The sequence below is a fragment of the Marinobacter sp. genome, from assembly GCF_033722195.1.
Taxonomy (GTDB): domain Bacteria; phylum Pseudomonadota; class Gammaproteobacteria; order Pseudomonadales; family Oleiphilaceae; genus Marinobacter.
Genome location: NZ_JAWVZL010000042.1, coordinates 1 through 26,291, shown reverse-complemented (window position 1 = coordinate 26,291; position 26,291 = coordinate 1). Strand labels below are relative to the sequence as shown.

Genomic DNA, 26,291 nt, shown 5'->3' with positions numbered 1-26,291 from the left:
TCGCTGCCGGACGTGGACGCCATTGCCAGCGCCCTGCAGCGACTGCTCCCCAGCCGCTGGGCCTACGCCATCACCCGCTGGAAGAATGTTTCCATGCAGACCCTGTTCTACCAGGCCTGCCGGCGCTTCCCGGCCACCATGCGCAAACTGATCCGCTGGCAGCTGAAACGGGAACTGGGCAGCGGCTTCGACATCGACACCCACTTCAACCCCAGCTACAACCCCTGGGATCAGCGTCTTTGCCTGGTGCCCAATGGCGACCTGTTCCGCGCCCTGCGCAGGGGTGACGCCTCGGTGGTCACCGACCACATCGAGTGTTTCACCGAGACCGGTATCCGCCTGACCTCCGGCAGGGAGCTGGAGGCCGACATCATCGTCACTGCCACCGGCCTCAACCTGGTGGCCCTGGGCGGTGCCGAGCTGGTGGTGGACGGCGAGCCCGTCGAGTTGCCGGACACCATGAGCTACAAGGGCATGATGCTCAGCGACGTGCCCAACCTGGGCCTGGTGGTGGGCTACACCAATGCCTCCTGGACCCTGAAGGCGGATCTCACCGACGAGTACATCTGCCGGCTGATCAACTACATGGACCGCAACGGCTACGACATCTGCACGCCCCGGACCCAGGCCGGCGTGGCACCGGAGCCGTTTCTCGACCTGAACTCGGGCTATGTCCACCGGGCCCTGGCCCACCTGCCCAAGCAGGGCAACCGCAAGCCCTGGAAGCTCTACCAGAACTACCTGCTGGACCTGATCAACCTGCGCTTCGGCAAGGTGGACGATCCGGCCCTGGCGTTCTCCCGTGCCCGGGAGGTCCGGCGGGAGCCGTCGAAGCGGGCGGCCTGAGGCCTACTCCGAGAATCGCCCGGGCCGGAACGGGTCCAGGTTCAGGGGCAGCGCCTCGCCGTCGATAAGGCGGGCAATGAGATCGGCGCTGCCGGCGGACAGGGTCCAGCCGAAGGTGCCGTGGCCGGTATTGAGGAAGAGGTTGTCCCTGGGGCCGCGGCCAAGCATCGGCGGGCCGTCCGGGGTCATGGGCCGGAAGCCGGTCCACGGGCGGGCCTGGCTCAGGTCGGCGGCACCGGGGAAGCGGGCCGCCACCGACTTGCGCAGGGTCTGGAGCCGCCGCTCGGGAATGGCACGGTCAAAATCCGCCAGCTCGACAAATCCCGACACCCGCAGGCGATTGCCCAGGCGGGTGGACACCACCTTGAAATGGTCGTCATGGACGGTGGAGCGGGGCCCGCGACTGGCGTCCGTCATCTCGGTGGTCAGCGAATAGCCCTTCACCGGATAGATCGGCACCCGCAGCCCCAACCCCTGCAACAGATGGGGCGAGGTGCAGCCGGCACAGATCACCACCGCGTCGGCGTCCAGGGTTTCACGCTCCCCTGCCTCGGTTTCCAGCGCCAGTGCCGAGACCCGGCGCGCGTCTGTCACCAGCGATCGCACACCGGTGCGGTAACGGAAGCTCACATCGTCCGCCCTGGTGGCTCTGGCCAGTGCCTGGGTGAACAGGTGGCAGTCACCGGTACCGTCGGTGTCGTAACTCAGCGCCCCGTGCAAGGGGCCATGGCCGGTCATGCCCGGCTCCACCTCCCGTACCTGGGCCGGGGTCAGCAGCCGGTTGGCCACACCCAGCTCATCCAGCAGCGCCGCGGTGGCCCGGTATTCCGCCAGTGCCTCGGGCGAGCTGGCCAAGTGCAGCAGGCCGGCGTGATCGCCATCGAACGCCAGGTCCAGCAGGTCCTCCAGCTGGCCGAAGCATTCCCGGCTGTGCATGGCCAGGCGCACCATGGCGCGGCGGTTGAGACCGTAGAGGCCGGGAGCGTAGGCGAAGCGCAGGGTGTCCAGCAGGAACCGCAATGTGGCCATGGACGGCGGCAGGGCCATCTTGAGGGCGCCATCCTGGCGCACCAGCATGGGCAGGGCCTTGCGCACCATGGCCGCCGACGCCCAGGGGTAGACCACGCCGTAGCTGCGCTGGGCGGCGTTGGCCCGGCTGGTTTCCAGCCCCGCCTCCGCCAGCCGCTCCACCACCGTCACCCGATGGCCCCGCTGTCTCAGGGCCCAGGCGGTGGTCACGCCCACCACGCCGGCACCCACTACAACCACATGCATAGATTGCCTCCCTACCCCAATCTGCCGGGCCGTACCGGCGCCGGTCAAGCCCGGTGGCGGACGAAACCGGTCGCGGCGTGCTAGACTGGCCGGATTTGGACCACCGGATATCAGGATAGTATGGGCAGCAAGAAACGACGCGACATCCCGGTTTTCCAGCACCCCATTATCGAGACCCACTGCCACCTGGACTACCTCAAGGACCGGCCCCTGGAGGACACCCTGGCGGAGGCCCGGCGGGTCAACATCGAGCGCATCATCACCATCGCGGTGTCACCGGACAACCTGGGCCGGGTGCGGGAGCTCAGCCAGGCGGCGCCCTTCGTGTACGGCACCCAGGGCGTGCACCCCCACGATGCCGAGAGCTACACCGACGATGCCGAGGCGGAGATCCGCCAGCACGTGGTGGACGACAAGATGGTGGCGGTGGGCGAGATCGGCCTGGACTATTTCTATGACAACGCCGACCGGGAGGTGCAACGAGAGGTGTTCCGGCGCCAGCTCCAGATCGCCTGCGACAGCGACCGGCCGGTGGTGATCCACAGCCGCGACGCCGACGACGATACCATCGCCATCCTCAGCGAGTTCGAGCACAGCCTGACCCGGCGCGGGGTGATCCACAGCTTCACCTCGGGCCCCGGCCTGGCGCGCTATGCCCTCGATCAGGGCTGGTGCCTGGGGTTCAACGGCATCTCCACCTTCAACAAGGCCGAAAACGTGCGGGACATCATCCGCATGACTCCCATCGAGCAGCTGCTGCTGGAGACCGACTCGCCGTTCCTGACGCCGGTGCCCTACCGTGGCCGGGAGAACGCGCCTTTCTATATTCCCTTTGTGGCGGAAAAAGTGGCGGAGGTGAAAGCCCTGCCTCTGGACGAGGTGCTGGCCAACACCTATCGCAACAGCCTGCGCACCTTCTTCCCGGCCGGCTAGCGTTCAGGCATGCGGCTGCCCCGGCAAGAGGGACTATCGGGCCGATTACCAAACATTGCTTGAAAGCCGACGGTAACGGCGCCAAGCTATTGCCTCACTGTGCATCTGTAGCACATTACGCCACACTGCTCCGGGGCTGCCCTATTACCAGGCCTGTATGATCAAACGCATTCCGGTGTCCGCGGTCCGGATCGGCATGTACATTGCCGATCTCAACAACGACTGGATACCCCACAACGTCAACCGCCGCCGCGGCATCATCAAGAACGATGAAACCGTCGAGAAGATCCATCGTCTGGGCGTCAGCTATGTCTACATAGACACCGGCCGGGGCCTGGATTCGCCGGATGGTGTGGCCATTGCCGAGGTGGACCAGGCCAACGAGCGGAAGCTGCAGGATGCAGGAGCCCTCAAACCCATCCGTCAGATTCGGGTCGACCGGGAGCAGGAGTTCTCGCTGGCCCTGCGCACCCACGACGAAGCCCAGACCCTGATGGGCAACCTGATGCAGAACGTCAAGCTGGGCAAGGCCATCGACCTTTCGCCCGTGCACGAACTGGCGGAAAACCTGCGGGGCTCGGTGTTCCGTAACCAGAATGCCCTGGCCTGCCTGGGCCGGATCCGGGAGAAGGACAATTACCTGCTGGAGCACTCGGTCAACCTGAGTGTGCTCATGTCCATTTTTGGCAAGGCCATGGGGCACTCGGACGATGTCCTGCACCAGACCATCGTCGGCGCCCTGCTGCACGACATCGGCAAGATCCTCACCCCGGACCATATCCTGCACAAGCCCGGGCGCCTGAGCCCGGCGGAATTCGAGATCATGAAGGAGCATGCCCGCCACTCCCACGATCTGCTCAAGGCCACCGAGGGCATCGGCGAGCTCACCATCATCACCGCCGCCCAGCATCACGAACGCATGGACGGCAGTGGCTACCCGCTGGGCCTGAAGGGCGAGGAGATCTCGATCCATGGCCGCATGGTGGCCATTGCCGATGTCTACGATGCCATCACCAGCGACCGGGCCTACCACAAGGGCATCACCCCCTCCCAGGGGCTCAAGAAACTGCTGGAGTGGAGTGGCGACCACCTGGACGCCGACCTGGTGCGCCAGTTCATCCGCTGCATCGGCCTGTATCCGGTGGGTTCGCTGGTGCTGCTGGAGAGCGGCCGGCTGGGAGTGGTGATCGAGACCAACGAGGACGACCAGCGCCTGCCGGTGGTGCGGGTGATGTACCACACCCGCTTCCGGCTGCCGATTCCGGTCCAGACCATCGACCTGTCCCGCCCGGGCAACCAGGACCGTATCGAACGGGCAGTGGACCCCCAGGTTTACAGCATCGACGTCCGCAAGTTTCTCTCCTGACCCCCGCCTGACACCAGCCGTGCCTGACGGCATCGGCGACAGACCCTGGATTTCCGGCACAGCATCCCCATAGTCAAAAGGTAGAGCAAAGACAGCTTGCCAAAGGTTGTCACCCGCACAGTTGCCGGCCTGCCGGGCCGGTTGTTAGCCCAGAACAGGGAGGACAGGATGACTGAGCAGACGCCCGACGCATTACTGCTGGTGGATATCCAGAACGACTTCTGCAAGGGCGGCGCCCTGGAGGTGCCCGACAGCCCCGAGATCTTCGCCGCCGTCAACCGCTACATCAAGCACGCCCAGCGCAACGACTGGCTGATCGTGGCATCCCGCGACTGGCATCCGGTGGATCACTGCAGCTTCGAGGACCAGGGCGGTCCCTGGCCCGAGCACTGTGTGCAGGACACCAAGGGCGCCGAGTTCCACCCCGACATGGAGCTGCCCGATGACGCCGTCCGGGTCAGCAAGGGTGCCGCCTTCGATCGCGACCAGTACTCCGCTTTCGACGATACCGGGCTGGCGGATTTCCTGCGCCAGCGCGGCGTCAAACGCCTGCATGTAGCCGGTCTGGCGCTGGATGTCTGCGTCGATGCCACGGTGCGGGACGCCCTCAAGGAGGGCTTCGAGGTCAAACTGCTGGCGGACGGCACCCGGGCGGTAGAAGCCGACAAGGCCGGGGAAGTGCTGGACCGGCTCTCGGATCGTGGCGCGGAGGTGGTGTCATGAGCAGTGCTCCCCGCAGCGGATTCTTCAACAACGACGATCTGGCCCTGATGGTGGATCTGTACGAGCTGGCCATGGCGCAGGCCTACTGGGAATCCGGCATGGACGGCGACGCCACCTTCAGCCTGTTCTTCCGCAAGCGGCCGGACCACCGCAACATCGTTCTGGCCTGCGGCCAGCAGCATGTCTGTGACGTGATCCGCCAGCTGCGGTTCCGTGACGAGCATATCGAACGCCTGCGCAAGCTGGACATGTTCCGGGACGACTTCCTGGCCTGGCTGCGGGATTTCCGCTTCAGCGGCGACGTCCACGCGCTGCCGGAAGGTACACCGGTGTTCCCCCAGGAGCCCCTGCTGGAGGTTCAGGCCCCGGTGGCGGAGGCCCAGATCCTGGAGAGCCTGGTGATGAACTACGTGCACCTCGAGACGGTGCTGGCCTCCAAGGCGCTGCGGCTGGTGATGGCCGCTGGAAAAAGGCCGGTGGTGGATTTTGGCATGCGCCGCATGCACGGCCTGGATTCCGCCTACCGCGGTACCCGGGCCTACCGTATCGCCGGCCTGGCGGGCACCAGCAACGTGCTGGCGGGCCAGGACTTCGGCCTGCCGGTACGGGGCACCATGGCCCACAGTTTCGTGCAGGCCCACGACGACGAGATGGACGCCTTCCGCACCTACGCAAGGCTCTATCCGGACACGGTGCTGCTGGTGGACACCTACGACACCGTCGCGGCGGTCAAGCGCATCACCGAGTGGCTCAGGGAAGATAAGGACGCCCGCATCAGCGCCATCCGGCTGGACTCCGGCGATCTTGCGCAGCTGGCCCGGGACTGCCGCCAGGTGCTGGACGACGCCGGTTTCGAAGACATCAAGATCCTCGCCAGCAGTGGTCTGGACGAGTACAGCATCGCCGAGATGGTGGCCGATGACGTGCCCATCGACGGTTTCGGGGTGGGCACCGCCATCGGTTCCGCCAAGGATTCCCCCAACCTGGAACTGGCCTACAAGCTCACCGAGTACGGCGGCCAGCCACGGATGAAGAATTCACCGGGCAAGCAGTCCTACCCGGCGGCGAAACAGGTCTTCCGGCAATCCGACGCCCAGGGCCGGGTGACCGGGGATGTGATTGCCCATCGGGACGAGGAGGCGGAAGGCTGCCCGCTGCTGGTCCGGACCCTGCACCAGGGCGAGCCCGTGGAGGGCGCCATCGCCAGCCTGGACGACATCTGCGACTATGCCCGCGAGGCGGTAGAGCGGTTGCCATCGGACCTGCGCGCGCTGGACAGGGACGCCGATTACCCGGTCCGTATCAGCGACCGCCTCAAGCAGATCCAGGACGACACCCTCAAGCAGGTGATGCCGGAGGACTGAGCTGCCGGCAGAGGCAGGTGGCGGTCAGGAACCCTCCCTGAGGCTCTGGAACCGCACCTGCACCTCTCCGGTAGCGGCATCGAACGCCACCACCCGGTAGCCCTGCTCCCCCACATCCGCCTCCAGGATACTGACGCCCTCGGCCATCAGCAGTTCGAAGGCCCGGGCGGCGTTGGCGTCCCCCACCGGCTGGCGCTGGACCCGGTCCAGCTCCCGGGGCGCGCGGTGATCCGCCAGCATATCGCCGCCGCCAAAGATACGGCCCTGGTATTCCGCCAGCCGGGTGCCCCGCTCCGCCGCCGAACGCCGGAACAGTGCCAGACAGTCGTCGCCGTAACGGGCCGACAGTGGGCCGGGTGTGCCGGACGGACGGCGGGGGATGGCAAAATGGCAAATACCCCCCAGACCCAGCCGGGGGTGCCAGAGAGTGATGGCGACACAGGAACCCAGCAGCGTGCGGATCCGCCGGCGGCCGCGGCCAAACAGCAGCTCGCCGACATGGATCGTCAGATCATTGGCTTCAGGGCTAGAAACAGGACTGGTCAAAAGCGAACTCCGGTTCGCGGCAGCGCGGTGCCGCCGTGACGGCGTCAGTGACGAGATCGGCAGCATCAGCGTGCCGCCAGCAGCACCGCCGCCGCCATTTCTGGAAGCGCTACCTGCTGACCGACGCCGCCACGGAGAAAGGCCTCCCGGGGCATGCCGTAGACCACGCAGGAGTCCTCGTCCTGGCCCAGGGTGGCGGCCCCGGCCTGGCGCATTTCCAGCAGACCCTCGGCACCGTCGCTGCCCATGCCGGTGAGGATGGCGCCGACCGCATTGGCGCCGGCATAGCGGGCGGCGGACCGGAACAGCACGTCCACCGAGGGCCGGTGACGGCTCACCAGCGGACCGTCCTTGAGTTCCACGTAATAGCGGGCGCCACTGCGCTTGATCAGCATGTGGCGGTTGCCGGGGGCAATCAGGGCATGGCCCCGCAGCAGCGAGTCGCCGTCTTCGGCTTCCTTGACGTTGATGGCGCAGAGCTGGTTGAGACGATCGGCGAATGACCGGGTGAATCCTTCCGGCATGTGCTGCACGATGGCCAGTGCCGGGCAGTTGGCGGGCATCACCTCCAGCAGCTGGCGAATCGCCTCGGTGCCGCCGGTGGAGGCACCGATGGCGATGATTTTCTCGGTGGTCTCGTCCATGGCCCGACGGCCGCCGGCGGGCATCACCGCATCGGCGCTGAGCTTGGGCCGGGGCTGGCTGCGCACCGCCGGCAGCGGCTTCAGGCGGGCCTGGGCGGCAGCCTTGATGGCGTCGGTAATGCGGGTCCTGGACTCGGCGAAGAACTGCCGGGTGCCCAGGGTGGGCTTGGCGATGATGTCCACCGCGCCGCTCTCCAGCGCCCGGATCTGGGTCTCGGTGCCCTGGCCCACCAGGGACGAGCAGATCACCACCGGTATCGGGTGCTGCGCCATAAGCTTGCGCAGGAAGGTGATGCCGTCCATGCGGGGCATCTCCACATCCAGGGTGATCACGTCCGGTTTCAGCCGGCGCAGCTTCTCCACCGCGATGTAGGGATCGGCAGCGGTGTCGATCACCTCGATGCCCGGGTCGGCATTGAGAATCTCGCTCAGGCTCTGGCGCACCACGGCGGAGTCATCCACCACCAGGACTTTGATCATGTCCGAACCTCTGTGTTGGGGTCAGTCGACCCGACGGTAGACGGTGGGTATGAGAGACTCGAAGCCGGTGCGCTGGTTGCCGATGCTCTCCGAGTGGCCGATGAACAGCAGGCCGCCGGGCCGCAGGGAGGCCCGCAGCTGGGCGATGATCCGTTCCCGGTCGGCACCGTTGAAGTAGATCATCACGTTGCGGCAGAAAATCACGTCGTACCTTGGCTTGGCCGGATAGTCGCCGGTGATCAGGTTGAACTCGTAGAACTCGATCACCGACTTCAGCGCCGGCCCCATCTTCACCAGACCCTTGGCCGGATCCCGGCTGCGCAGGAAATAACGCCGCCGCAGGGCTTCCGGTACAGGAGCTATGCGGTCGCTGCGATAGACCCCGGAGCGGGCGGTGGCCAGCACCGACCGGGCAATGTCGGTGGCGTCGATCTGAAAGCGGAAACCCGGCAGCTCGGCCTCGAGCTCCCGCAGCACGATGGCCAGGGTGTAGGGCTCCTCACCGCTGGAACAGGCCGCACTCCATACCATCAGCGGCTGGCGCCAGCCCAGGTCGGCCCGGGGCGCCAGTTCATCCCGCACCACCCGCTCGAGGTACTGGAAATGGGCCGGCTCCCGGAAGAAGTCGGTCTTGTTGGTGGTGAGGGCATCGATCAGCAGCACCTGCTCACCGGCCTCGCCGGCCGGTGACAGGGCAAAATCCAGGTACTCCCGCATGCTGGCCTTGGCGGTCTCACGAAGCCGCCGGCGCAGCCGGGTCTCGATCAGCGTGCGCTTGTGGGCGGGCAGCTGGATGCCCGCCATCCGCTCCATGAACATCGCCACCCGGCGATGGTCCGCCTCGGTCAGGCTCTGGCCGGCGCTCATGCCTGGTCATCGTTCCGGTGGTCGGGTTCGCTGTCCGGGGTCTTGTCCAGCACCTGCTGGAGTTCCTCGGCGGCGAACACCCGCGACAGCCGCAGCAGGATGATGAAGTTGTCATCCAGCCTGGCCATACCATAGATGAAGGCGCTGCTGATGCGGTTGCCGATACGGGGCGGCGGATTGATGTCGGCGGTGCTGATTTCCACCACTTCCTGGACCCGGTCCGCCAGGATCCCCAGCGGCGTGCTTTCGCCATCGATCTCCACGTGGATGATGACGATGCAGCTGTCCACCGTGGGCTCGGACATCTTCATGCCGAAGTACTGGCGCAGATCCACCACCGGAATCACCTTGCCCCGCAGGTTGATCACCCCCAGCATGAATTCCGGGGTACGGGGCACCTGGGTCACCGTGCGGTATTCCAGCACTTCCTGGATACCGCTGATCTCCACCCCGAACCACTCGCCGTCCAGCACGAAGGACAGCACCTGCAGCGAGCTCACACTGTCAGGCCCGGAGGCCTGACTCTGTCTATCCAAGCTTGTCATGGCTCACCTCAATAGCGCACGAAGTCGTCGTCATCGCCGCCCAGGTCCACGCTCACGCCCTGACTGGTGGCCGCCGCCGGCTTGCGGGCCGGTGCCCGGCTGACCGGCGCCTTCGGCGCTGCCACGGCCCGAGCCTTGGCGGCCGGCTTCCTCTGGGCCGCGGGCTTGTGGTCGCCACCGTCCACCCGGAAGAAGTCCACGGTGGTGTTCATCTGCTCGGCCTGGGCCGACAGCTCCTCGGAGGTGGCGGCCATTTCTTCGGCCGAGGCCGCGGACTGCTGCACCACCTGGTCAAGCTGCTGCAGCGCCTTGTTGATCTCGGCAGCGCCCTTGTCCTGCTCCACCGAGGCGGCGCTGATTTCCTGCACCAGTTCGGAGGTTTTCTGGATACCCGGTACCAGGGCCATCAGCATTTCGCCGGCCCGCTCTGACACCTCCAGGCTGTTGCGGGAGCGCTCGACGATCTCGCCGGCGGCGCGCTGGCTGCGTTCCGCCAGCTTGCGCACTTCCGCCGCCACCACGGTGAAGCCCTTGCCGTGCTCGCCGGCACGGGCCGCCTCGATGGCCGCGTTCAGTGCCAGCAGGTTGGTCTGGCGGGCGATCTCCTCGATGATGCCGATCTTCTCGGCGATGTCCTTCATGGCCGCCACCGACTCGTGTACCGCCTCCCCGGTGGACTGGGCGTCCCGGGCGGCCTGCAGGGAAATCTGTTCGGTCTGGCGGGCGTTGTCCGCGGTCTGGGAGATGTTGGCGGTCATCTGCTCCATGGAGGACGACACTTCCTCCAGCGACGCCGCCTGCTCGGTGGCACCCTCGGCGATCTGCTGGCCGGTGCTGCTGAGCTGGACACTGCCGGAGGTGACGTTGCCGGAGGCCTCCTTGATCTCCGCTACGATGTCGCGGAGCTTGGTGTTCATGTTGCGCAGCACGCCGTACAGGTCCTGGTCGCTGCCCTGGGGGTCGAACTGCTGGTTCAGGTCACCCTCACCGATACGGGTGGCAATGCGGCCCACTTCGTTGATGCGACGCACGATCAGGGTGGCCACCGCCAGACCCACCAGCAGCGAGATCACCAGCAGGGTAATCAGGTTAGTGCGGGCGTCGTTGTAGCTGGCCTGGGCATTGGCAATGGCGTCGTCCATGCGCTCGTCGGTGACCCGGTCGAGGATGCCAAGCTGGGCCAGAGCCTTGTCGAGCTCCTGCTTGACGGTGCTGTTCATCACCAGGAAGGCCTGCTCGGTCACCCCGGCAATCTGCTCATCGGTGTTGCCGGCGTCCCAGGTGAGGCTGGCGATATCCCTCACGCGAGCGATTTCCGCCTCGTAGGCGTCCAGCGCTTCGTAGAAGGTGTTCAGGGCGCCAATGCCGGCCTCGCTGACGAGCAGCGGCCTCAGGGTTGCCTTGAGTTCATCCAGCTGCCGACTTGCGCCCTCGATGCCCTTCACGAATTCCGCCTTGTCGGCGGCCTTTCTCGCCAGGATGTACTTGAACTGCAGAATGTCCATCGTCTTGAGCGCCAGCCCGATGTCCTTGGACAGACCCTCCGCCTCAACAGGTCCCGCAATGGTGCTCGTAAGCCGTTCCTGGGACTCCTGCAGGTTTGCGATGCCCAGGTAACTGTTAATGGCCAGCAGCGCCAGCAGGATCACAAATCCTGAATAGAGCAGTGCCTTGATGGTAATTCGTCTCATTGTTCCAACCCTTCGCTCAGTCGTGCCGGGTGCTGCTCGCCCCGTACCCGTATTTCTTCAACCAGTTCCGCAACATCCAGGATCATGGCGATGCCGCCATTGCCCATGATGGTTGCGCCCATGACGCCGTGGATGTCCTGATACAGACGTCCAAGGTTCTTGATCACTGTCTGGAAGTGACCAATCACCTCGTCCACCGTGATACCAAACAGGGCGTCTCCGACCCTGACTACAACGGTCTGCTCGATGGCCGGTTGACGACCGCCCACCACAAACCACTCCCTTAATCTCAGGCAGGGCACCAGCCCGCCCCGATGCCGCACCAGGCGGGCGCCATCGCGATGGCTGACCTCGCTGGCGCGGGTTTCGATACATTCCTCCACCGAACTCAGCGGCAGCACATAGCGCTCACCGGACACCGCCACCATCAGGCCGTCGATAATGGCCAGGGTCATGGGCAGCGCGATGCGCACGGTGGTGCCCTGGCCCGGCCGGCTGTCCACATGGACCCGGCCCTGGAGGCTGTCGATGGAGCTTTTCACCACGTCCATGCCGACCCCGCGGCCGGACACATCCGACACTTTGGCGGCGGTCGAGAACCCGGGCGCGAAGATGAGCTGGTGGATGTCCCGGTCGTCCAGGCTCTCACCGGCGCGCACCAGGCCCTTTTCCACCGCCTTCTCCAGGATCCGGCCGGTATTGAGGCCGGCGCCGTCGTCGCTGAGGGTAATGATGATCTGGCCCTGATGATGGGAGGCTTCCAGTTTCAGCACACCCCGGGCCGGCTTGCCGGCGGCTTGCCGGGCCTGGGGCGACTCGATGCCGTGGTCCAGGCTGTTGCGCAGCAGGTGTACCAGCGGGTCCGCCAGGCGATCGATCACCACCTTGTCCAGCTCGGTGTCGGCACCAGCGGTTTCCAGGGTGACGTCCTTGCCCAGCTCTCGGGACAGGTCCCGCACCAGGCGGCGGAAGCGGCCAAAGGTGGAGCCGATGGGCAGCATGCGGATGTCGAACGCGGTTTCCCGCAGGTTCGCCGACAGCCGGTCCATCTCCTCCGCCAGGCCGTCCAGGGCCTCGTCCTCCCGGTCCTGGGCCAGCTGGTCCAGGCGCGCCTGCAGGATCACCAGTTCACCCACCTGATCCATCAGCAGGTCCAGCTTGCGCTGAGGTACCTTGATATTCTGCTCCAGCGCCGGCTGGTGCTGTTTCTGCTGGGCGCGGATGTGGTCCTGGGCGGCGAGGGCGCGATCCACGTCCTCCGGCTCGGCCAGGCCGGAGGCCTGCACCAGCTCGCCGGCCAGCGGCTTGCGCTGCAGCACCGATTCCAGCGCCACCGGGTCCACGCCCTGCTCCACCAGCAGATCCCCCAGGCGGCAGCCTTCGTCGAAGCTGATGGGCTCGATGCTCACCTGCCAGTCGTCCTGGACGAAGATGAAGACATCCTCGACAGCGGCTCTGGGCTGGGTCGTGGTCAGCAGGGCCGAGAACGCCAGGTAACAGGTCTCGGGATCGAAAGTGGCCGGATCAAAGCCCTTGTCCAGGTAGCCCGCGCAGTGGCAGGCGCCCAGGGACGCCAGCTCCCGCAGCACCGGCAGCGGGTCGAAGCCTTCCCGGAAGGCACTGGCCGCCGGCCGGATCTCGATCCGGTAGAGCTGCTCGGCCTCCGGCTCGGTACGGGCCGGCTGGGCTGGCGTCGGCTTGCCGGCCTCCGCCTGCTGATCCGGCATCAGCGCCTGGAAGCGGCGGATCAGGGTCTCGCTGATGGCCATGGTTTCCCGGGAGGGATTCATCCGCTCCAGCAGGCCACCGATGTGGTCACGGGCTTCCAGCACCAGGTTGATGGCCTCCCGATCCAGGCGGATACGGTCGGCACGCACCAGGTCGAAATAGGTTTCCAGGTGGTGGGTGAAATAGGACAGGTGGTCAAAGCCCACCATGCCAGCGGCGCCCTTGATGGTGTGCATGGCCCGGAAACTCTGGGCGATCTGCTCGGCGTCGGTGGGGTTGTCCTCCAGCTCCAGCAGGGCCGCTTCCAGGGCGTTGAGGTGCTCACCGGCCTCTTCCCGGAAAATCTGTACCGGATCAGTCATGGCCGGCCTCCGGCTTGAGTTCAAACAGGGGCGCCAGACCCAGCTGGGTCAAGGTCCGGGCCACCTCCTCCGGTGGATTAATCGGCTGCCAGCCGTGGCCCGCGGCACGCAGCCGCGCCCGCAGGCTCAGCAGCCACTGGGCGCCGGCAGTGTCCAGCTCGCTGATGGCGGCCATGTCCAGGGTCAGCGGTGCCTGCAGAAGTCCTGCGTCAAAGCCCTGCTCCAGACCCTTGACGTCGTAGATGGTCAGGGCATCCGGCGCCTGCCAGACATTGCCATTTTTCGGTGTACTCATGATCGTTCTCAGGCCAGCTTGGTGACAGCGGAAAGCAGCACGTCAGGCTTGAAGGGTTTCACCAGCCAGGCCTTGGCGCCGGCGGCCTTGCCCTCGGCCTTCTTGGACTCCTCGGACTCGGTGGTCAGCATCAGCACCGGTGTGAAGCGGTAGTCCGGTTTCTGCTTCATGGCCTTGACGAAGCTGATGCCGTCCATATTCGGCATGTTGACATCACTCACCACCAGGTGGATCTTGCGACCGTCCAGCTTGGCCAGGGCATCCTTGCCGTCAACCGCCTCAATCACCTCGTGACCGGCACCCCGCAGGGCCAGACCCACCACCTGCCGCACCGAGGCGGAATCGTCAACAACCAGAATGGTCTTACTCATTACTCAATCCCCTAGAAAAACGTAAGTTCGTCAGATGCCTGACTCTGCTGCCGGGCAGGCCGGGCCGGCCGGACCCCCAGCACTTCCCGTTCCGAATCCGTGGTGGCGCGGGCCTTCATGGCGGCCAGCAACCCCCCGGACTGATCGGCGAACTCGGCGATGGATGTGTGCCCGCTGGCCGCCAGCAGGGCCTCCACATCGGCGAAGGCGGCGTCCAGGTGGCACATCACCTGGCTCAGATGGTCCTGGAACTGCAGCCTGGTGATAACGTCCTTGACCTGCCACTCCACACTGTCCTTGAGCCGCATCAGCGCCACAGCATCGTCGGTGACGCTGGCCATGCGCTCGCGGCTTTCCCGCAGTGCCGATTCCACGGTCTCGCGGCTGTCTTCCCGGACCTGCCGCGCCACCGAGAGGTTGCTCTGGGCCCGGCCCATCACCTGCTCGATGCGATCGCTGACCTCCGCAACCACCTTGTTGATCTGCTCGCCGGCGCGGGCCGAGCGGCCAGCCAGACTGCGCACCTCGTCCGCCACCACCGAAAAGCCGCGACCGGCCTCACCGGCCCGGGCCGCCTCGATGGCAGCGTTCAGGGCCAGCAGGTTGATCTGATCGGCGATCTTGCGGACCTCCTCGGTAAAGGCCACCAGGGCGCTGGTCTGGCCCGACAGCTTCTCGATGTCGGAGAAGGTGTCCTCGTCCCGACGGGCGGACTGCTCCAGCGACTGCCAGAGTTTGCCGAAGGCCTGCTCGGTGCTTTCCGCCATCCGGTTCAGGGCCTCCCGCTTGCGGTCGAAGGCCGCCTCGTCGCTGCTGTCCAGGGCCAGGCCGAACTCACCGACGATGCCGGTGAAGCGCTCGGTGAGCTCGTTGACGGCCGCCTCCATGGTCTCCCGCTCAACGTCGAGAGTGCGCCGCCACAGCGGCAACACACCGGTCAGGGCCTTGTTCAGAGCCAGGCTGTTGTCGTCAGCGCCGCTGGTATCGGCGTCACTGTCACAGCCCTGCTGCGCAAGCTCCGTCAATTGCCGGCCCAGCCTCTGCCATTGGACCAGCGAGCCGGCCACCAGCGCGGCGGTCGCCAGCAGGCTCAAAAGCGCCAGCCACCAGTGGCCCGAGAATGCGGACCAAACAGTTGCAGTCAGTGCAATGCCGGCAAGTGCGACCTGTACCATCAGAGCGAGTGGGCGGTTACAGCCGGAAACTGCTCCATTCAGCACGGGTTTGGGGTTCAGGGACGTAGAGCTCACGGGAAGGCATCCTGTTGCGATGAAGGTTGCGGCCAGCGCCGGTCCTTGCTGAGCATGATTGGCTATGCGTCAAACACACATTAGCCTATAAAATTACCAATAGATTGAATTTATTTACGTCATTGTGTGTATTTTTGTTGACTTTACGGGAATTACGGATGGGCTAGCGGGGCAGCTGTCCGAGGAAGACAGTTCAGAGTACTCGGAGGCCTGTCGTTTCAAGGATCCGAGCAACTTCCCGGCATTGGGGCATGAGTGAAATGTTCAACGAAAGCCGGCAGTTTGCAGGCCGGCATGGGTGCGTAAAAAAGCACCCCAGATACTGGTTACAGTCAAAAGCATCCAGGAACTGGAATTGCGTTCGGGTTTCCATACCCTTGACCATCAGCCGCGAGATCACCACCCGGCAGACCTCTCGGTCCGCCACCGTGAGACCATGCCGCGCGAGCAACGCAGGGTCAAAACGGCTGAGCACTTCAAGCGCCACAATCCGGCGCTCACTGGGAGCGAAAATCGGCTGGATACGGATCTCAAAGGACCTTATTGGATGCGGCCCTGAAGGGCAGCAAGAACCTCAAGGTGTTGATCCATCGATACTTTCTCTCCTTGGCAGGGATGAGACCACCGGCCGCAAACGCAGGGCCATACATCCACTCTTCTTGATAGAAAATGCCTTTTCTGCATTTTAATCTTAACAATTTGCTCTTGCTTTATCTTTGTGTTGATCGCGGATTGGCGTTAGGATTAACCCTCATCAACCTCAGGTTAATTATGGGTCTCGGCACCGCTTTACGTCAGCTTAGAAAGTCAAAGGGCATCACGCTAGCCGAACTGGCGGAGCGTGCTGGTTCACACGTTGGCAACCTCTCACGGATTGAACGACGCACCGCCAAGCCCAGCCTGGATCTGCTTTACCGCCTATCCGAAGCACTGGATTTCAGCCTTGCCGAAATCTTCTCGGCGGCCGACAACCGCAACCACGATGACAAGCAGGTGGCCCTCAATTCGGTGTTCATTGCCCTGCTGGATCAGGACCGGGAGCTGCTGCTGGACTTCGCCCAGCTGCTACAGGAACGCGCAGCGCGGGACCCGACCTCCATCAAGGTGGATGACCGGATGATGCCCGGGCAGCCGGAGGAGGATGAGGAAGACGAGGAAGAGCGCAGGAAATCGGGCCGTGATCGCAAGCAGCGGAAGCAGCGTTAGATTCACTGCAATAGCCAGAGCATTTAATCGCCCCCATTAATACCTGAAAAGCATTTTCCCGCCATCATTAGACATCCCTGTCAGCCGTGCTAATTTTTGGTAGGGCTTTAGCGGCGGCCAGCTCCGCCCGGAAGTTTCCCCGCCAGCGCCGGATGACGGCCTGACCCCGGAATGACAGTCTGCACCGGATGCGCAATGACATTTTTCACCGCCCCTACCCGTCTCATCCGCGTTTTGACACTGCTCGGTCTCTGCTTGCCGCTGTTACTGCAGGCCAATGTCAGCGTTGTGGCAGCGGGTGAACAGGCGGACGTCCGCCTGACCAGCGGTCACTGGCCCCCTTATTTTGACCAGGACGCGCCCCACCAGGGGCTGCTGAGCCGGATCATCAGCCTGGCCTTCGCGCAGAGCGGCCTGGAGGTGCGATACGAATTCCTGCCATGGTCGCGCTCACTGATGATGGCGAGCCGGGCGCCCTGGCAGGGCTCGGCGGCCTGGAGCTGCCGGCCGGCGCTGACCGGGCGGTTTCTCTACAGCCAGCCACTGATCCCTCACAACTACGTGCTCTTCCATCGCCGGTCCATGCCACTGGAATGGCAAGGGCTGACTGACCTGCAGTCCCTCCGCCTTGGCCTGACCCAGGACTATTTTTACGGTCGCCAGGTGGGTGACGCCATTCTTGCGGGCTTGCTCGGCGTCGACGTTGCACGCTCCGACGAAATCAATTTCCGCAAGCTGGCAGCGGGTCGCATCGACCTGTTCCCCATGGAACCGGCAGTCGGTCTGAAAATGCTGGAGGAACTGGGCCTGGCCGCAGAGATTACCTATCACCCACGGCCGATCGAAACCAATCACCTGTACTTGCTGCTGAACCGCTCGGATCCGGCCAGCGAGCGGCTGATGACCGCGTTCAACGAGGGCCTGACGCAGCTGCGGGAGTCCGGCAAGCTGGAACAAATTCTGGCCGCCGGATTTACGGACTTGCCCGCCAGGTTGAAGCCCACGCCGGCGGAGATGGCGACGACGGCCTGCCCCTGAATCACCTCAGGGCACCAGCGGCAACAGCAGACCCATAAGAATCGGGGAAATGAACGACAGGATGAACCCGGAAGCAATGGCCACCGGCACGCAGGCCAGGCCGCCATTGCTGCGGATGATGGGCAGGGTGAAATCCATGGCGGTGGCACCGCCATAACCGATGGCCATGGCCGGGCGCTGGCGGATCAACAGCGGAATCAGCGCCAGCGCAATGATTTCCCGGAACACATCATTGAGGAACGCCACGCCGCCCCAGGCCGGGCCCAGAGCCTCCCCCACCACAATGCCGGACAGCGAATACCAGCCGAATCCCGACGCCAGCGCCAGCCCCTGCTGCCAGGGCACCCCCATCACCGGCGCCGCCAGAAGGCCGGCCAGCAGCGAACTGGCGGCCAGGGTCAGGGCCACACCCAGACCCTGACGGTTCATCAGCAGCCGGCGCAGGGACAGGCCGGCGTTGCGCAATTGCAGACCGATGAGGAAGAGCAGCAGCATCAGGGCCCAGGTGGCCAGATCCTCCACCAGCGGCAGCGCCGGCAGCAGATACTGTCCTGCCAGCAGGCCCGCCAGCACCGCCGCCAGCGGCTTGAGGGCAGACAGGAACAGGCGCCGGTAGCCGGCGGCAGGAGCCTGGTCGGACGGGTCACAGGCCATCGGCTGCCAGCGGTGCCAGAGCCAGAGCCCCGCCAGGTTGCACAGCAGCAGGCTGGTCACCAGAACCAGCACCTGACTGACCATCTGGCCCAGCTGCTGCCACAGGCTCTCCATCTGGCCCAGGCCAATGCCCAGCAGGACAAGGATGAAATACACCATGGCCTCGACGCCGTGATGGATCACGGTCATCACGGCGCGGTGTTCCAGCGCGATGGCAAAACCCAGGAAAAGCGGCACAAGAATCAGCAGCGCGTCAATCAGCATGGCGTTCTCGGGTTACGGGATGGGGACAGAGGGGCCGGTGCTCAGCCCAGGGGTTCATGGGGGTCCGGATCGAAGGGCGAGCTACCCTCACCGGTATCCCGGTCGCGGCGGATGCCACGGGCGAGGCGCTGGGCCGTCACCGACCAGACCACGTGGCTCCCGGATTGGGCTTCATAGCCGGTTTCCAGCAGCGAGCCGGCAACCCCACGGAGCGCCGCCTCGGCCTGGGTGGCACTCTTGTAGGGGCCCTGGCAGCGATGGCGCTCGGGTTGGTGCTCGTCCGGACCGGCCATGGCCACCAGCGCCCAGATACCCTCGCCCACCTGCTTGATGTGGAGCTCCACCCGGCGCTCCCTCCGGGTCATGACCAGAGCCCGCAATGGCCCCCGGCCATGAAAATAGTGCAGTTTCATCAGTGGCTCTTGGCGTCCGGTTCCTGTACCAGCACCCAGGGTGCGATGACCACCGCCCAGAGCTCGGTGTCGCTATCGTACCAGGCCCGGGCCAGCTCCGGCGCCACATCTCCCACCTGCCCGGCGGTCATCCACTGCTCGAACAGTGGCTTGTTGTCGGCGGCCAGCTCGGCCGCCACATCCAGCAGATCCAGCTCCGCCGCCACCCGCACCACATGACCCCGAGCGTAATAGGTCTGCAGGTCGCGCCAGCCGATCTGGGAGGTCTCCAGGTTGAGCTTCTGCTTGAGCTCTTGCGCGTTGGGGCTGGGTGCCATCGTATGCCTCGGCCAGTGACAGGATTTCCGGAGTTCGGATTGAACGCCTTAAGCTTACCTGAAAAGCCCGTTGCTCACATCCGGCCGGCCGGCTCTGCCTCACAGCGCAACCAGACTGAACGGATCTGATCGGACAGCGTCATCGGATCAAAAGGCTTGGCAATCACGTCAGCAGCACCCAGGGCCTTGTACTCCTCGATTTCATCAGGCTGCACCTTTGCGGTCATGAACAGCACCGGCGTGGCCTGAAACTGGGGGATCTGGCGCAGGGCCCTGAGGGTCGCAGGCCCGTCCATGCCGGGCATCATCACATCGAGCAGGATCAACTGGGGCGCGAAGGCCGGCGCCTCATCAAGGGCCTGCTGGCCGGAGCCACAGGTTTTCAGCTCAAAGCCTCCCACCGCTTCCAGTGCCAGCTGGGCGATGGTGCGGATATCCTCTTCGTCTTCCACATACAGTATTCGCTTCAACTCTGTCATGGTAATGATTCGTTATTCCATTTGTTAGGACCAGATTCAGCCTTTGCCGGATTTCCTGGAAAGTCAGAGCAAGCGTGGACCAGGGAGGGGTACCAGCTTTCCAAAGCGCCCGCAATACTGCCTTAGAGGTCAAACGCGACATCCGGACGTATGCCTGCCTCGATCGAGGCCAACAGTTCAGCCATCAGGTTGTCATCCTCAAGAATCAGCACTCGCACCGACCAGCCCAGCTCGCGAATCACCCGTGTAAGGGGCCATAGACTGAACACAAACTCTTCTTCTATAGTCTGACTGACGCTTTTCCTACCAATTCTACTGTAAGCGACTTCCGGCGGAAGTCCCAGAGGGAAGTACCGTTGCGGCGACTCTCGCTTGGTTCCCGTGTAGCCCTGATCATCATGGCAGGCAGCATTATCACGGTGTTTGCGGTCTTTACCGTTGCTTACCAGCAAATGGCGGAGGACCTTGAACGACTGCTCACCGAGCAGCAGCGCCTGGAGGCCCAGCGAGTGGCACGCACGGTGGACCAGGGCCTGGACTTGCGAACCCAGGCGCTGGAATTGCTGACCCATCAGCTCAGCGACGGCGACCAGCTGCTGCCAGCCACAGAGCTGAACCGTTTGCTGGCCCGTCAGGAGAGACTGCACGCGCTCTTCCCGGCCGGCCTGCTGGTGTTTGACGAGAACGCCACGGCGTTGGCAGAGACCCTTTTTGTCGAGGGCCGGCTGGGCACCAACTACAGCGACCGCCAACATTTCCGCGAGGCCATGGCCTCGGGCAAAACCGTGGTCAGCCGACCGCTCATCGGCCGCAAAACCGGCCTGCCGCTGCTGTCTGTGGTGGCGCCGATTCTTGCCGAAGACGGTGATTTGATCGGCCTTGCCGGTGGTGCGATCAACCTTGACGAAACCAGCATCCTGCCTCTGCGGGCCTCGGACAGCTCTGGAACCCTGACCAAGGTTGTCGACACCGACAACTTTCTGTTTGTCGACACCAATTCTGCGTCGGGGGGCGGCATTTCGCCCCTGCCCGACCCGGGCCAGGACCCCCTCATTGACGCAGCCCTTTCCGGTCTATCTCTGGGGCAGGTGACACTGGCTGACGGTCAGCGCTATCTCTACGCCACCGACCACCTGCAGCGGCTGGGCTGGCTGTTTATTCGTGCCGTCCCCTATGAACGGGTGCTGACACCACTGCACCAGTCCTTCCTGCAGCTGCTGTTGATCTGCCTGCTGATTGCTCTGGTACTGGCGGCTCTGAGCTTCGGCCTTACCCGCTCTACCATGGCCCCCCTGGACCGCATGGCGAACCGGATCCAGGGTATGGGCGAGCGCCCTGCCCGGGGCCAGCGCCTGGAGGAGAGCGGCCCGCGGGAGACCCGCAACCTGGCATCGGCGTTCAATCAGTTAATGGCCGAACGCGATCTGCTGGACGAGCTGAAAGACGGTTTCATCTCGTCGGTGAGCCATGAACTTCGGACTCCCCTGACGTCCATCAACGGCGCCCTCAAGCTTCTCAATCATGGTGTCGGCGGCCCATTGCCCGCCAAAGCAGCGCAGATGAGCCAACTGGCCCAGCGTAACGGCGAGCGCCTGCAGCAACTGATTAACGATCTGCTGGACTTCAACAAACTGGAAGCCGGGAAGCTCAGCGTGAAACTGCTGCCCACCGAGCTGGCGCCGGTGATCAACGACGCTATCCTGGACAACAGTACCCTGGCCGGCAATGCCGGGGTGCGACTGAGCTGCGACACCATCACCGCACCTCCGGTGATCACCGATGCCCACCGGTTACGCCAGATACTCGACAACTTCATCAGCAACGCCATCAAGTTCTCACCGGCCGGCGCCGAGGTGCGGATTACCGTAGAGGCTCGCGGGGAACAAACCCGCATCAAGGTCAGCGACCAAGGCCCCGGTGTGCCGGCCCGGTTCCGGAGCCGGATCTTTGAGCGTTTCGCCCAGGCTGAAACCGGGTCCGAACGGGCGGGAAGGGGTACCGGCCTGGGCCTGGCTATCTGCCGGGAGCTGGCTACATTGATGTTTGCCGAGGTCGGTTTCTACAACGATCAGGGTGCCCACTTCTGGATTGAAGTGCCCAACGCCAACTCTCCAGCTATTTCTGCCACTGAAGGAGCCGCCAGTGAAACCACCCCTGCGACCGGACAATGAGTCGCAACGCCTGGCGGCGCTGCACCGGACCGGCATGCTTGATACTCCGGCGGAGTCCCGCTTTGACCGTCTCACCCGAATTGCCCGGCAGGCGCTGGGTGTGCCCATAGCCATGGTCTCGCTGGTGGACAGCGAACGGCAATGGTTCAAGTCCTGCAGCGGCCTTGAGGCGACCGAAACCGGCCGCGATGTTTCTTTCTGCGCTCATGCCATCCTGCAGGACGAGATCTTTGTTATTCAGGATGCGCTGTGCAACCCGGATTTCAGCGACAACCCGCTGGTGACCGGCCCGCCGTATATCCGTGCCTATGCCGGAGCCCCCCTGCGCAGCACCGGCGGCTACCGGGTCGGCAGCCTCTGTGTCATCGACCAGCAGCCACGCCGCTTCAGCGAGGCTGACCTCCAGCTGCTCCGGGAACTGGCCGACTGTGTCGAAGCCGAGCTCAACCATGCCGAGATCCAGACCCTGAACGCCCAGCTCAAGCGCAGTGAAACCCGGGCCCGCGCGGTCCTCGAGGGCACCCGCATTGGCACCTGGGAATGGAACATCCAGACCGGCGAGACGGTATTCAACGAGCGCTGGGCGGAAATCGTGGGGTATACCCTGGAAGAGCTCGCCCCTGTCAGTATCGAAACCTGGCTCAGGCTGGCCCATCCGGACGACCTGCTCAAGTCCAATCGCCTGCTAAACGAACACTTCGAGGGCCGGTCCGAGGCCTACGACTTTCGCTGCCGAATGCAGCACAAAGACGGCCACTACGTCTGGGTCCACGACCGGGGCAAGGTGCTGGAACGGGACGCAAAGGGCCAGCCGTTGAGGATGTATGGCACCCACGCCGACATCACCAACGAGGTCTCAAACCTCGACAGTATCGAACGACAGAACGCCGTCTTGAGTGTGCTCAGCGAACTGGCACTGGACACCGGCCAGAGCGACGACCAGAGAATCCAGAGGGCCCTTGCCCTGGGCCGTGACTACTTTGCCATGGACATGGGCATCCTGAGCGAGATTACCGGCGGGGTCTACAGCGTCCGCTGGTTTGACGCCACCGGGGACAGCGGGCTTGAGCCAAACCAGAGCTTTCCGCTGGACCAGACCTACTGCTCTCTGCTGCTGAGCGGGCATGAGGTATTGGCCATCGAGCACATGGCAAGTTCCCGCTTCGCCAAGGAGCCCTGTTACCGGCATTTCGGGCTGGAGAGCTACATTGCCGTGCCGGTGAGGATCGGTGACCGGATCTTCGGCACGCTGAATTTCTCGTCTTCAAAGCCGCGGGCACAACCCTTCAGTGCAACCGACCGCACCTTCATGATGCTGCTGAGCAAATGGCTGGGCAGCCTGCTCGAACGCCAGGCCGAGCAGGAGCGGCTGAACAAACTGGCGGAACACATACCCGGGATGGTCTATCAGTACCGGCTCTGGCCCGATGGACGTTCCGCTTTCCCCTACACCAGTGCCGGTATCAACCAGATCTATCGGGTCACTCCGGAGTCCGTTCGGTCGGATGCAAGCGAGGTGTTCGACCGTATCCATCCGCAGGACCTGCGCACCGTGCAGTCCTCCATCGAGCTTTCCGCCAGAACCCTGGGTCCTTGGAACGACCAGTACCGTGTCAGCACAGAGACGGGCGACTGGCGCTGGGTGGAGGGGCGGGCCACCGCCGAAAAGCTGGCAGACGGCAGCGTGGTATGGCACGGCTATATTTATGACATCCATGACCGCAAGACCGCAGAGCTGGCGCTGGAGAAGAGCGAGCGCCAACTTCGTGGCCTGTTCGAGCTGTCTCCCCTGGGCATTGCCCTGCATGAATATGACAACGGCCGTTTGCAGGACGTCAATGATGCCTTGCTGAGCGTCAGCGGCCATGACCGGGGCGAATGCCTGCAGATGCGTTTCACGGACCTGCCGGCGGTGGAGGAGCGCGAAATGGTCACAACAGCGCTGCAGCAAATGGCGGTAAGTGGTCGCTACGGCCCCCTTGAGACCGAATTTATCCGCCGCGATGGCTCCCGCCATCCGGTCCGACTTCAGGGCCTGCTGATCAGTGGCAGCGACGGCACTCAGATGGTCTGGTCACTGATCGAGGACATTTCCCAGCGCCGTCGGATGGAGCGGCTCAAAAACGAATTTGTCTCTACCGTCAGTCATGAGCTGCGCACACCCCTGACCTCCATCAGCGGGGCCCTGTCACTGGTGGCCCACGGCTCTTTCGGGGCCTTACCGGAGCAGGCCGCAAAACTGGTGAACATCGCCCACCGCAACAGCCAGCAACTCACTCTGCTGATCAATGATCTGCTGGATATCGAGAAGCTGGCGGCCGGAGAGGTGACATTCGATCGAAGCCCACAGCTGCTTGCCACCATGATTGATCGGGCTGTGGAGCTCAATCAGGGCTTTGCCGACAAGCAGCGGGTGACGCTGGTCACCGAGCCCGCCGATCCGGCGCTGCGGGTATGGGTGGCGCCGCTGCGCTTGGTCCAGGCCCTGTCAAACCTGGTTTCCAATGCCATCAAGTTCTCTCCCGCCGGTGAGCAGGTTACTCTCGCAACCCGGGTCATGGACAGCAATGTCCGCATCGAGGTCAGGGATCATGGACCGGGCGTGCCCACCGAGTTCCGGGATCGGATCTTCCAGCGATTCGCCCAGGCCGACGCCTCCTCCACCCGCCAGATCCGTGGCACCGGCCTTGGCCTGGCCATCACCAGGGAACTGATCCACCGCATGGATGGTGAAGTGGGGTTTGACTCTGTGCCGGGGCAGGGCTCCACCTTCTGGCTGCAGCTGCCACTGTTGAGTCCGGAAGAAAGCTCACGGGCATAAAAAACGGGCGCCACTGAGCGCCCGTTTTTCGTCCACGGGGGCAGAGGTTCAGGCGGTGCCGATCATGTCCCGCAGCACATAGTGCAGGATACCGCCGTGCTTGAAGTAGGTGGCTTCATTGACGGTGTCGATCCGGGATTTGAGCTTGCAGGTTTTTGTATCGCCGTCCGGATAGGTGACCGTCATCTCCAGCTCGGCGCCGGGCTTCACGTCTCCCGCAAGGCCCTGGATGCTGATGGTCTCGTCGCCGGTCAGCTTGAGGCTCTTGCGGTCCTCACCGTCGGCGAATTGCAGGGGCATGACCCCCATGCCGATCAGGTTGGAGCGGTGAATACGCTCATAGGATTCGGCCACCACCGCCTTCACCCCCAGCAGGCGGGTGCCCTTCGCCGCCCAGTCCCGGCTGGAACCGGTGCCGTATTCCTTGCCGGCGATGACCACCAGCGGGGTGTCGTCCTCGGCGTACTTCATGGCGGCGTCGTAGATGGCCATTTCCTCGCCGCTGGGCACGTGCCGGGTATAGCCCCCCTCGACCCCGTCCAGCATCTCGTTCTTGATGCGCACGTTGGCGAAGGTGCCCCGCATCATCACCTCGTGATTGCCACGGCGGGAGCCGTAGGAGTTGAAATCCTTGGGCTCGACCCCGTGCTCCTGCAGGTATTTGCCCGCCGGGCTGTCGGCCTTGATGGCACCGGCCGGGGAGATGTGGTCGGTGGTCACCGAATCCCCCAGCAGCGCCAGGATGTGGGCATCCCTGATGTCCTCCACCGGCTCCGGTTCGCGGCCCATGCCCTCGAAGAAGGGCGGGTGCTGGATGTAGGTGGATTTGTCGGACCACTCGTAGACCTTGCTGTCCGGCACCTCGAGAGACTTCCAGGTGGCGTCACCATCGAAGACCTCGGCGTACTCCTTCTTGAACATGTCGGTCTTGACCTTCTCCACCGCCTCGGAGATTTCCTGCTGGGACGGCCAGATGTCTTTCAGGTAGACCGGGTTGCCCTCGGAGTCCTTGCCCAGGGGCTCCTTGCTCAGGTCCAGACGGATGTTGCCGGCCAGGGCATAGGCCACCACCAGCGGCGGCGAGGCCAGCCAGTTGGTCTTCACCAGGGGATGGATGCGGCCTTCGAAGTTGCGGTTGCCGGACAGCACCGAGGCCACCGTGAGGTTGCCCTTCTCGATGGCTTCCTCCACTTCCTCCGGGAGCGGCCCGGAGTTGCCGATGCAGGTGGTGCAGCCGTAGCCCACCAGGTTGAAGCCGAGCTTGTCCAGGTCGTCCTGGAAGCCGCCGGCCTTGAGGTAATCGGTCACCACCTTGGAGCCGGGCGCCAGCGAGGTCTTGACCCAGGGTTTGGTTTGCAGGCCCTTTTCCAGTGCCTTCTTGGCCACCAGACCGGCGGCCATCATGACACTGGGGTTGGAGGTGTTGGTGCAGGAGGTGATGGCGGCAATCACCACCGCGCCCGGATCCAGCCGGACCTTTTCGCCCTCCAGCTCGAAGTGCTGGCTGTCAGCATGCTCGTAGCTGTCATCCACGCCAACGGCGGTCTGGCCGCCCTCTGACAGCAGCCGGCCCTGGTCGTCGGAGCCCTTGCCACCGTCGCTCTGGTCCATGATCAGCTCGAAGGCGGACTTCATGTCCTTC

Annotated in this window: 23 protein-coding genes and 1 pseudogene; 9 read left to right on the top strand and 15 right to left on the bottom strand. The window is 64.3% G+C overall.

Annotation, left to right across the window (positions count from 1 at the left end; genetic code table 11):
* Positions 1-846: pseudogene (locus tag R3280_RS09580) on the top strand (FAD-containing monooxygenase EthA); the annotation flags it as partial.
* A 3-nt stretch (positions 847-849) separates the two neighbouring features.
* On the opposite strand, the gene R3280_RS09575 reads toward R3280_RS09580, so the two are convergent.
* A complete protein-coding gene (locus tag R3280_RS09575) occupies positions 850-2,121 on the bottom strand; it encodes a D-amino acid dehydrogenase (RefSeq protein ID WP_318998378.1) in 1,272 nt (423 codons plus the stop codon).
* Positions 2,122-2,241: 120 nt separating this feature from the next.
* Between R3280_RS09575 and R3280_RS09570 the strand changes: the two genes are divergently transcribed.
* The 4 genes from R3280_RS09570 to R3280_RS09555 all read left to right on the top strand — a co-directional run bounded on the left by R3280_RS09570 (position 2,242) and on the right by R3280_RS09555 (position 6,507).
* Entirely contained in the window at positions 2,242-3,054 is an 813-nt protein-coding gene (locus R3280_RS09570; RefSeq protein WP_318998377.1) for a TatD family hydrolase, read from the top strand.
* Positions 3,055-3,211: 157 nt separating this feature from the next.
* On the top strand, positions 3,212-4,420 hold the full coding sequence (locus R3280_RS09565; protein WP_318998376.1) for an HD-GYP domain-containing protein: 1,209 nt from the start codon (positions 3,212-3,214) through the stop codon (positions 4,418-4,420).
* 168 nt (positions 4,421-4,588) lie between these two features.
* The gene (locus R3280_RS09560) at positions 4,589-5,143 is read left to right on the top strand and encodes an isochorismatase family protein (protein WP_318998375.1); all 555 of its coding nucleotides are present in this window, start codon (positions 4,589-4,591) and stop codon (positions 5,141-5,143) included.
* Positions 5,140-6,507: a nicotinate phosphoribosyltransferase gene (locus tag R3280_RS09555; protein WP_318998374.1), complete on the top strand. Its 1,368-nt coding sequence runs from the start codon at positions 5,140-5,142 to the stop codon at positions 6,505-6,507. Before R3280_RS09560 ends, R3280_RS09555 begins: the two co-directional genes overlap by 4 nt.
* A gap of 24 nt (positions 6,508-6,531) precedes the next feature.
* Here the strand turns inward: R3280_RS09555 and R3280_RS09550 are convergent, their stop codons facing one another.
* From R3280_RS09550 to R3280_RS09510, 9 genes are all read right to left on the bottom strand, one after another.
* Complete coding sequence (locus R3280_RS09550; protein ID WP_318998373.1) at positions 6,532-7,053, bottom strand: chemotaxis protein CheD; 522 nt, start codon at positions 7,051-7,053, stop codon at positions 6,532-6,534.
* Between the two features lie 65 nt (positions 7,054-7,118).
* Positions 7,119-8,177, bottom strand: coding sequence for a chemotaxis response regulator protein-glutamate methylesterase (locus R3280_RS09545; RefSeq protein ID WP_318998372.1), 1,059 nt, complete (start codon positions 8,175-8,177; stop codon positions 7,119-7,121).
* A 21-nt stretch (positions 8,178-8,198) separates the two neighbouring features.
* The gene (locus R3280_RS09540; RefSeq protein ID WP_318998371.1) at positions 8,199-9,044 is read right to left on the bottom strand and encodes a protein-glutamate O-methyltransferase CheR; all 846 of its coding nucleotides are present in this window, start codon (positions 9,042-9,044) and stop codon (positions 8,199-8,201) included.
* A complete protein-coding gene (locus tag R3280_RS09535; protein ID WP_318998370.1) occupies positions 9,041-9,589 on the bottom strand; it encodes a chemotaxis protein CheW in 549 nt (182 codons plus the stop codon). The genes R3280_RS09540 and R3280_RS09535 overlap by 4 nt, the downstream gene beginning before the upstream one ends.
* A gap of 8 nt (positions 9,590-9,597) precedes the next feature.
* Entirely contained in the window at positions 9,598-11,280 is a 1,683-nt protein-coding gene (locus R3280_RS09530; RefSeq protein WP_318998369.1) for a methyl-accepting chemotaxis protein, read from the bottom strand.
* On the bottom strand, positions 11,277-13,370 hold the full coding sequence (locus R3280_RS09525; protein WP_318998368.1) for a chemotaxis protein CheA: 2,094 nt from the start codon (positions 13,368-13,370) through the stop codon (positions 11,277-11,279). The genes R3280_RS09530 and R3280_RS09525 overlap by 4 nt, the downstream gene beginning before the upstream one ends.
* A complete protein-coding gene (locus tag R3280_RS09520; RefSeq protein WP_318998367.1) occupies positions 13,363-13,665 on the bottom strand; it encodes a lipid asymmetry maintenance protein MlaB in 303 nt (100 codons plus the stop codon). Before R3280_RS09520 ends, R3280_RS09525 begins: the two co-directional genes overlap by 8 nt.
* Positions 13,666-13,673: 8 nt before the next feature.
* Positions 13,674-14,036 (bottom strand): response regulator, encoded by a 363-nt coding sequence (locus R3280_RS09515; RefSeq protein WP_318998366.1) that lies wholly within the window; start codon positions 14,034-14,036, stop codon positions 13,674-13,676.
* Positions 14,037-14,047: 11 nt separating this feature from the next.
* On the bottom strand, positions 14,048-15,130 hold the full coding sequence (locus R3280_RS09510) for a methyl-accepting chemotaxis protein (protein WP_318998365.1): 1,083 nt from the start codon (positions 15,128-15,130) through the stop codon (positions 14,048-14,050).
* Between the two features lie 825 nt (positions 15,131-15,955).
* Between R3280_RS09510 and R3280_RS09505 the strand changes: the two genes are divergently transcribed.
* Positions 15,956-16,492 (top strand): helix-turn-helix transcriptional regulator, encoded by a 537-nt coding sequence (locus R3280_RS09505; protein ID WP_318998364.1) that lies wholly within the window; start codon positions 15,956-15,958, stop codon positions 16,490-16,492.
* A 195-nt stretch (positions 16,493-16,687) separates the two neighbouring features.
* Positions 16,688-17,530, top strand: coding sequence for a transporter substrate-binding domain-containing protein (locus R3280_RS09500; protein WP_318998363.1), 843 nt, complete (start codon positions 16,688-16,690; stop codon positions 17,528-17,530).
* A gap of 6 nt (positions 17,531-17,536) precedes the next feature.
* Here R3280_RS09500 and R3280_RS09495 read toward each other — a convergent pair whose 3' ends face one another.
* The 4 genes from R3280_RS09495 to R3280_RS09480 all read right to left on the bottom strand — a co-directional run bounded on the left by R3280_RS09495 (position 17,537) and on the right by R3280_RS09480 (position 19,657).
* Complete coding sequence (locus tag R3280_RS09495) at positions 17,537-18,448, bottom strand: lysine exporter LysO family protein (RefSeq protein ID WP_318998362.1); 912 nt, start codon at positions 18,446-18,448, stop codon at positions 17,537-17,539.
* A gap of 41 nt (positions 18,449-18,489) precedes the next feature.
* The gene (locus R3280_RS09490) at positions 18,490-18,861 is read right to left on the bottom strand and encodes a hypothetical protein (RefSeq protein ID WP_318998361.1); all 372 of its coding nucleotides are present in this window, start codon (positions 18,859-18,861) and stop codon (positions 18,490-18,492) included.
* Entirely contained in the window at positions 18,861-19,178 is a 318-nt protein-coding gene (locus R3280_RS09485) for a DUF2288 domain-containing protein (RefSeq protein ID WP_318998360.1), read from the bottom strand. Before R3280_RS09485 ends, R3280_RS09490 begins: the two co-directional genes overlap by 1 nt.
* A gap of 74 nt (positions 19,179-19,252) precedes the next feature.
* Positions 19,253-19,657, bottom strand: coding sequence for a response regulator (locus R3280_RS09480; protein ID WP_318998359.1), 405 nt, complete (start codon positions 19,655-19,657; stop codon positions 19,253-19,255).
* Positions 19,658-20,055: 398 nt separating this feature from the next.
* Here R3280_RS09480 and R3280_RS09475 point away from each other — a divergent pair, with 398 nt between their 5' ends.
* A complete protein-coding gene (locus tag R3280_RS09475; protein WP_318998358.1) occupies positions 20,056-21,828 on the top strand; it encodes a sensor histidine kinase in 1,773 nt (590 codons plus the stop codon).
* Positions 21,800-24,649 carry a PAS domain-containing protein gene (locus tag R3280_RS09470; RefSeq protein WP_318998357.1) on the top strand — a complete coding sequence of 950 codons (2,850 nt, stop codon included), beginning with the start codon at positions 21,800-21,802 and terminating at the stop codon, positions 24,647-24,649. Before R3280_RS09475 ends, R3280_RS09470 begins: the two co-directional genes overlap by 29 nt.
* 48 nt (positions 24,650-24,697) lie before the next feature.
* Here the strand turns inward: R3280_RS09470 and acnA are convergent.
* Positions 24,698-26,291: aconitate hydratase AcnA (acnA, locus tag R3280_RS09465; RefSeq protein ID WP_318998356.1), on the bottom strand; the 1,594-nt coding region annotated here is incomplete at its 5' end.

What these genes read in the sequence shown, in the direction of transcription:
- R3280_RS09535 (WP_318998370.1), bottom strand. Translation starts at nt 9,589, where the DNA reads ATGACAAGCTTGGATAGACAGAGTCAGGCCTCCGGGCCTGACAGTGTG.
- R3280_RS09495 (WP_318998362.1), bottom strand. Translation starts at nt 18,448, where the DNA reads ATGCTGATTGACGCGCTGCTGATTCTTGTGCCGCTTTTCCTGGGTTTT.
- R3280_RS09565 (WP_318998376.1), top strand. Translation starts at nt 3,212, where the DNA reads ATGATCAAACGCATTCCGGTGTCCGCGGTCCGGATCGGCATGTACATT.
- R3280_RS09490 (WP_318998361.1), bottom strand. Translation starts at nt 18,861, where the DNA reads ATGAAACTGCACTATTTTCATGGCCGGGGGCCATTGCGGGCTCTGGTC.
- R3280_RS09525 (WP_318998368.1), bottom strand. Translation starts at nt 13,370, where the DNA reads ATGACTGATCCGGTACAGATTTTCCGGGAAGAGGCCGGTGAGCACCTC.
- R3280_RS09475 (WP_318998358.1), top strand. Translation starts at nt 20,056, where the DNA reads ATGGCAGGCAGCATTATCACGGTGTTTGCGGTCTTTACCGTTGCTTAC.
- R3280_RS09520 (WP_318998367.1), bottom strand. Translation starts at nt 13,665, where the DNA reads ATGAGTACACCGAAAAATGGCAATGTCTGGCAGGCGCCGGATGCCCTG.
- R3280_RS09545 (WP_318998372.1), bottom strand. Translation starts at nt 8,177, where the DNA reads ATGATCAAAGTCCTGGTGGTGGATGACTCCGCCGTGGTGCGCCAGAGC.
- R3280_RS09515 (WP_318998366.1), bottom strand. Translation starts at nt 14,036, where the DNA reads ATGAGTAAGACCATTCTGGTTGTTGACGATTCCGCCTCGGTGCGGCAG.
- R3280_RS09530 (WP_318998369.1), bottom strand. Translation starts at nt 11,280, where the DNA reads ATGAGACGAATTACCATCAAGGCACTGCTCTATTCAGGATTTGTGATC.
- R3280_RS09560 (WP_318998375.1), top strand. Translation starts at nt 4,589, where the DNA reads ATGACTGAGCAGACGCCCGACGCATTACTGCTGGTGGATATCCAGAAC.
- R3280_RS09500 (WP_318998363.1), top strand. Translation starts at nt 16,688, where the DNA reads ATGACATTTTTCACCGCCCCTACCCGTCTCATCCGCGTTTTGACACTG.
- R3280_RS09575 (WP_318998378.1), bottom strand. Translation starts at nt 2,121, where the DNA reads ATGCATGTGGTTGTAGTGGGTGCCGGCGTGGTGGGCGTGACCACCGCC.
- R3280_RS09480 (WP_318998359.1), bottom strand. Translation starts at nt 19,657, where the DNA reads ATGACAGAGTTGAAGCGAATACTGTATGTGGAAGACGAAGAGGATATC.
- R3280_RS09555 (WP_318998374.1), top strand. Translation starts at nt 5,140, where the DNA reads ATGAGCAGTGCTCCCCGCAGCGGATTCTTCAACAACGACGATCTGGCC.
- R3280_RS09505 (WP_318998364.1), top strand. Translation starts at nt 15,956, where the DNA reads ATGCCTTTTCTGCATTTTAATCTTAACAATTTGCTCTTGCTTTATCTT.
- R3280_RS09485 (WP_318998360.1), bottom strand. Translation starts at nt 19,178, where the DNA reads ATGGCACCCAGCCCCAACGCGCAAGAGCTCAAGCAGAAGCTCAACCTG.
- R3280_RS09540 (WP_318998371.1), bottom strand. Translation starts at nt 9,044, where the DNA reads ATGAGCGCCGGCCAGAGCCTGACCGAGGCGGACCATCGCCGGGTGGCG.
- R3280_RS09570 (WP_318998377.1), top strand. Translation starts at nt 2,242, where the DNA reads ATGGGCAGCAAGAAACGACGCGACATCCCGGTTTTCCAGCACCCCATT.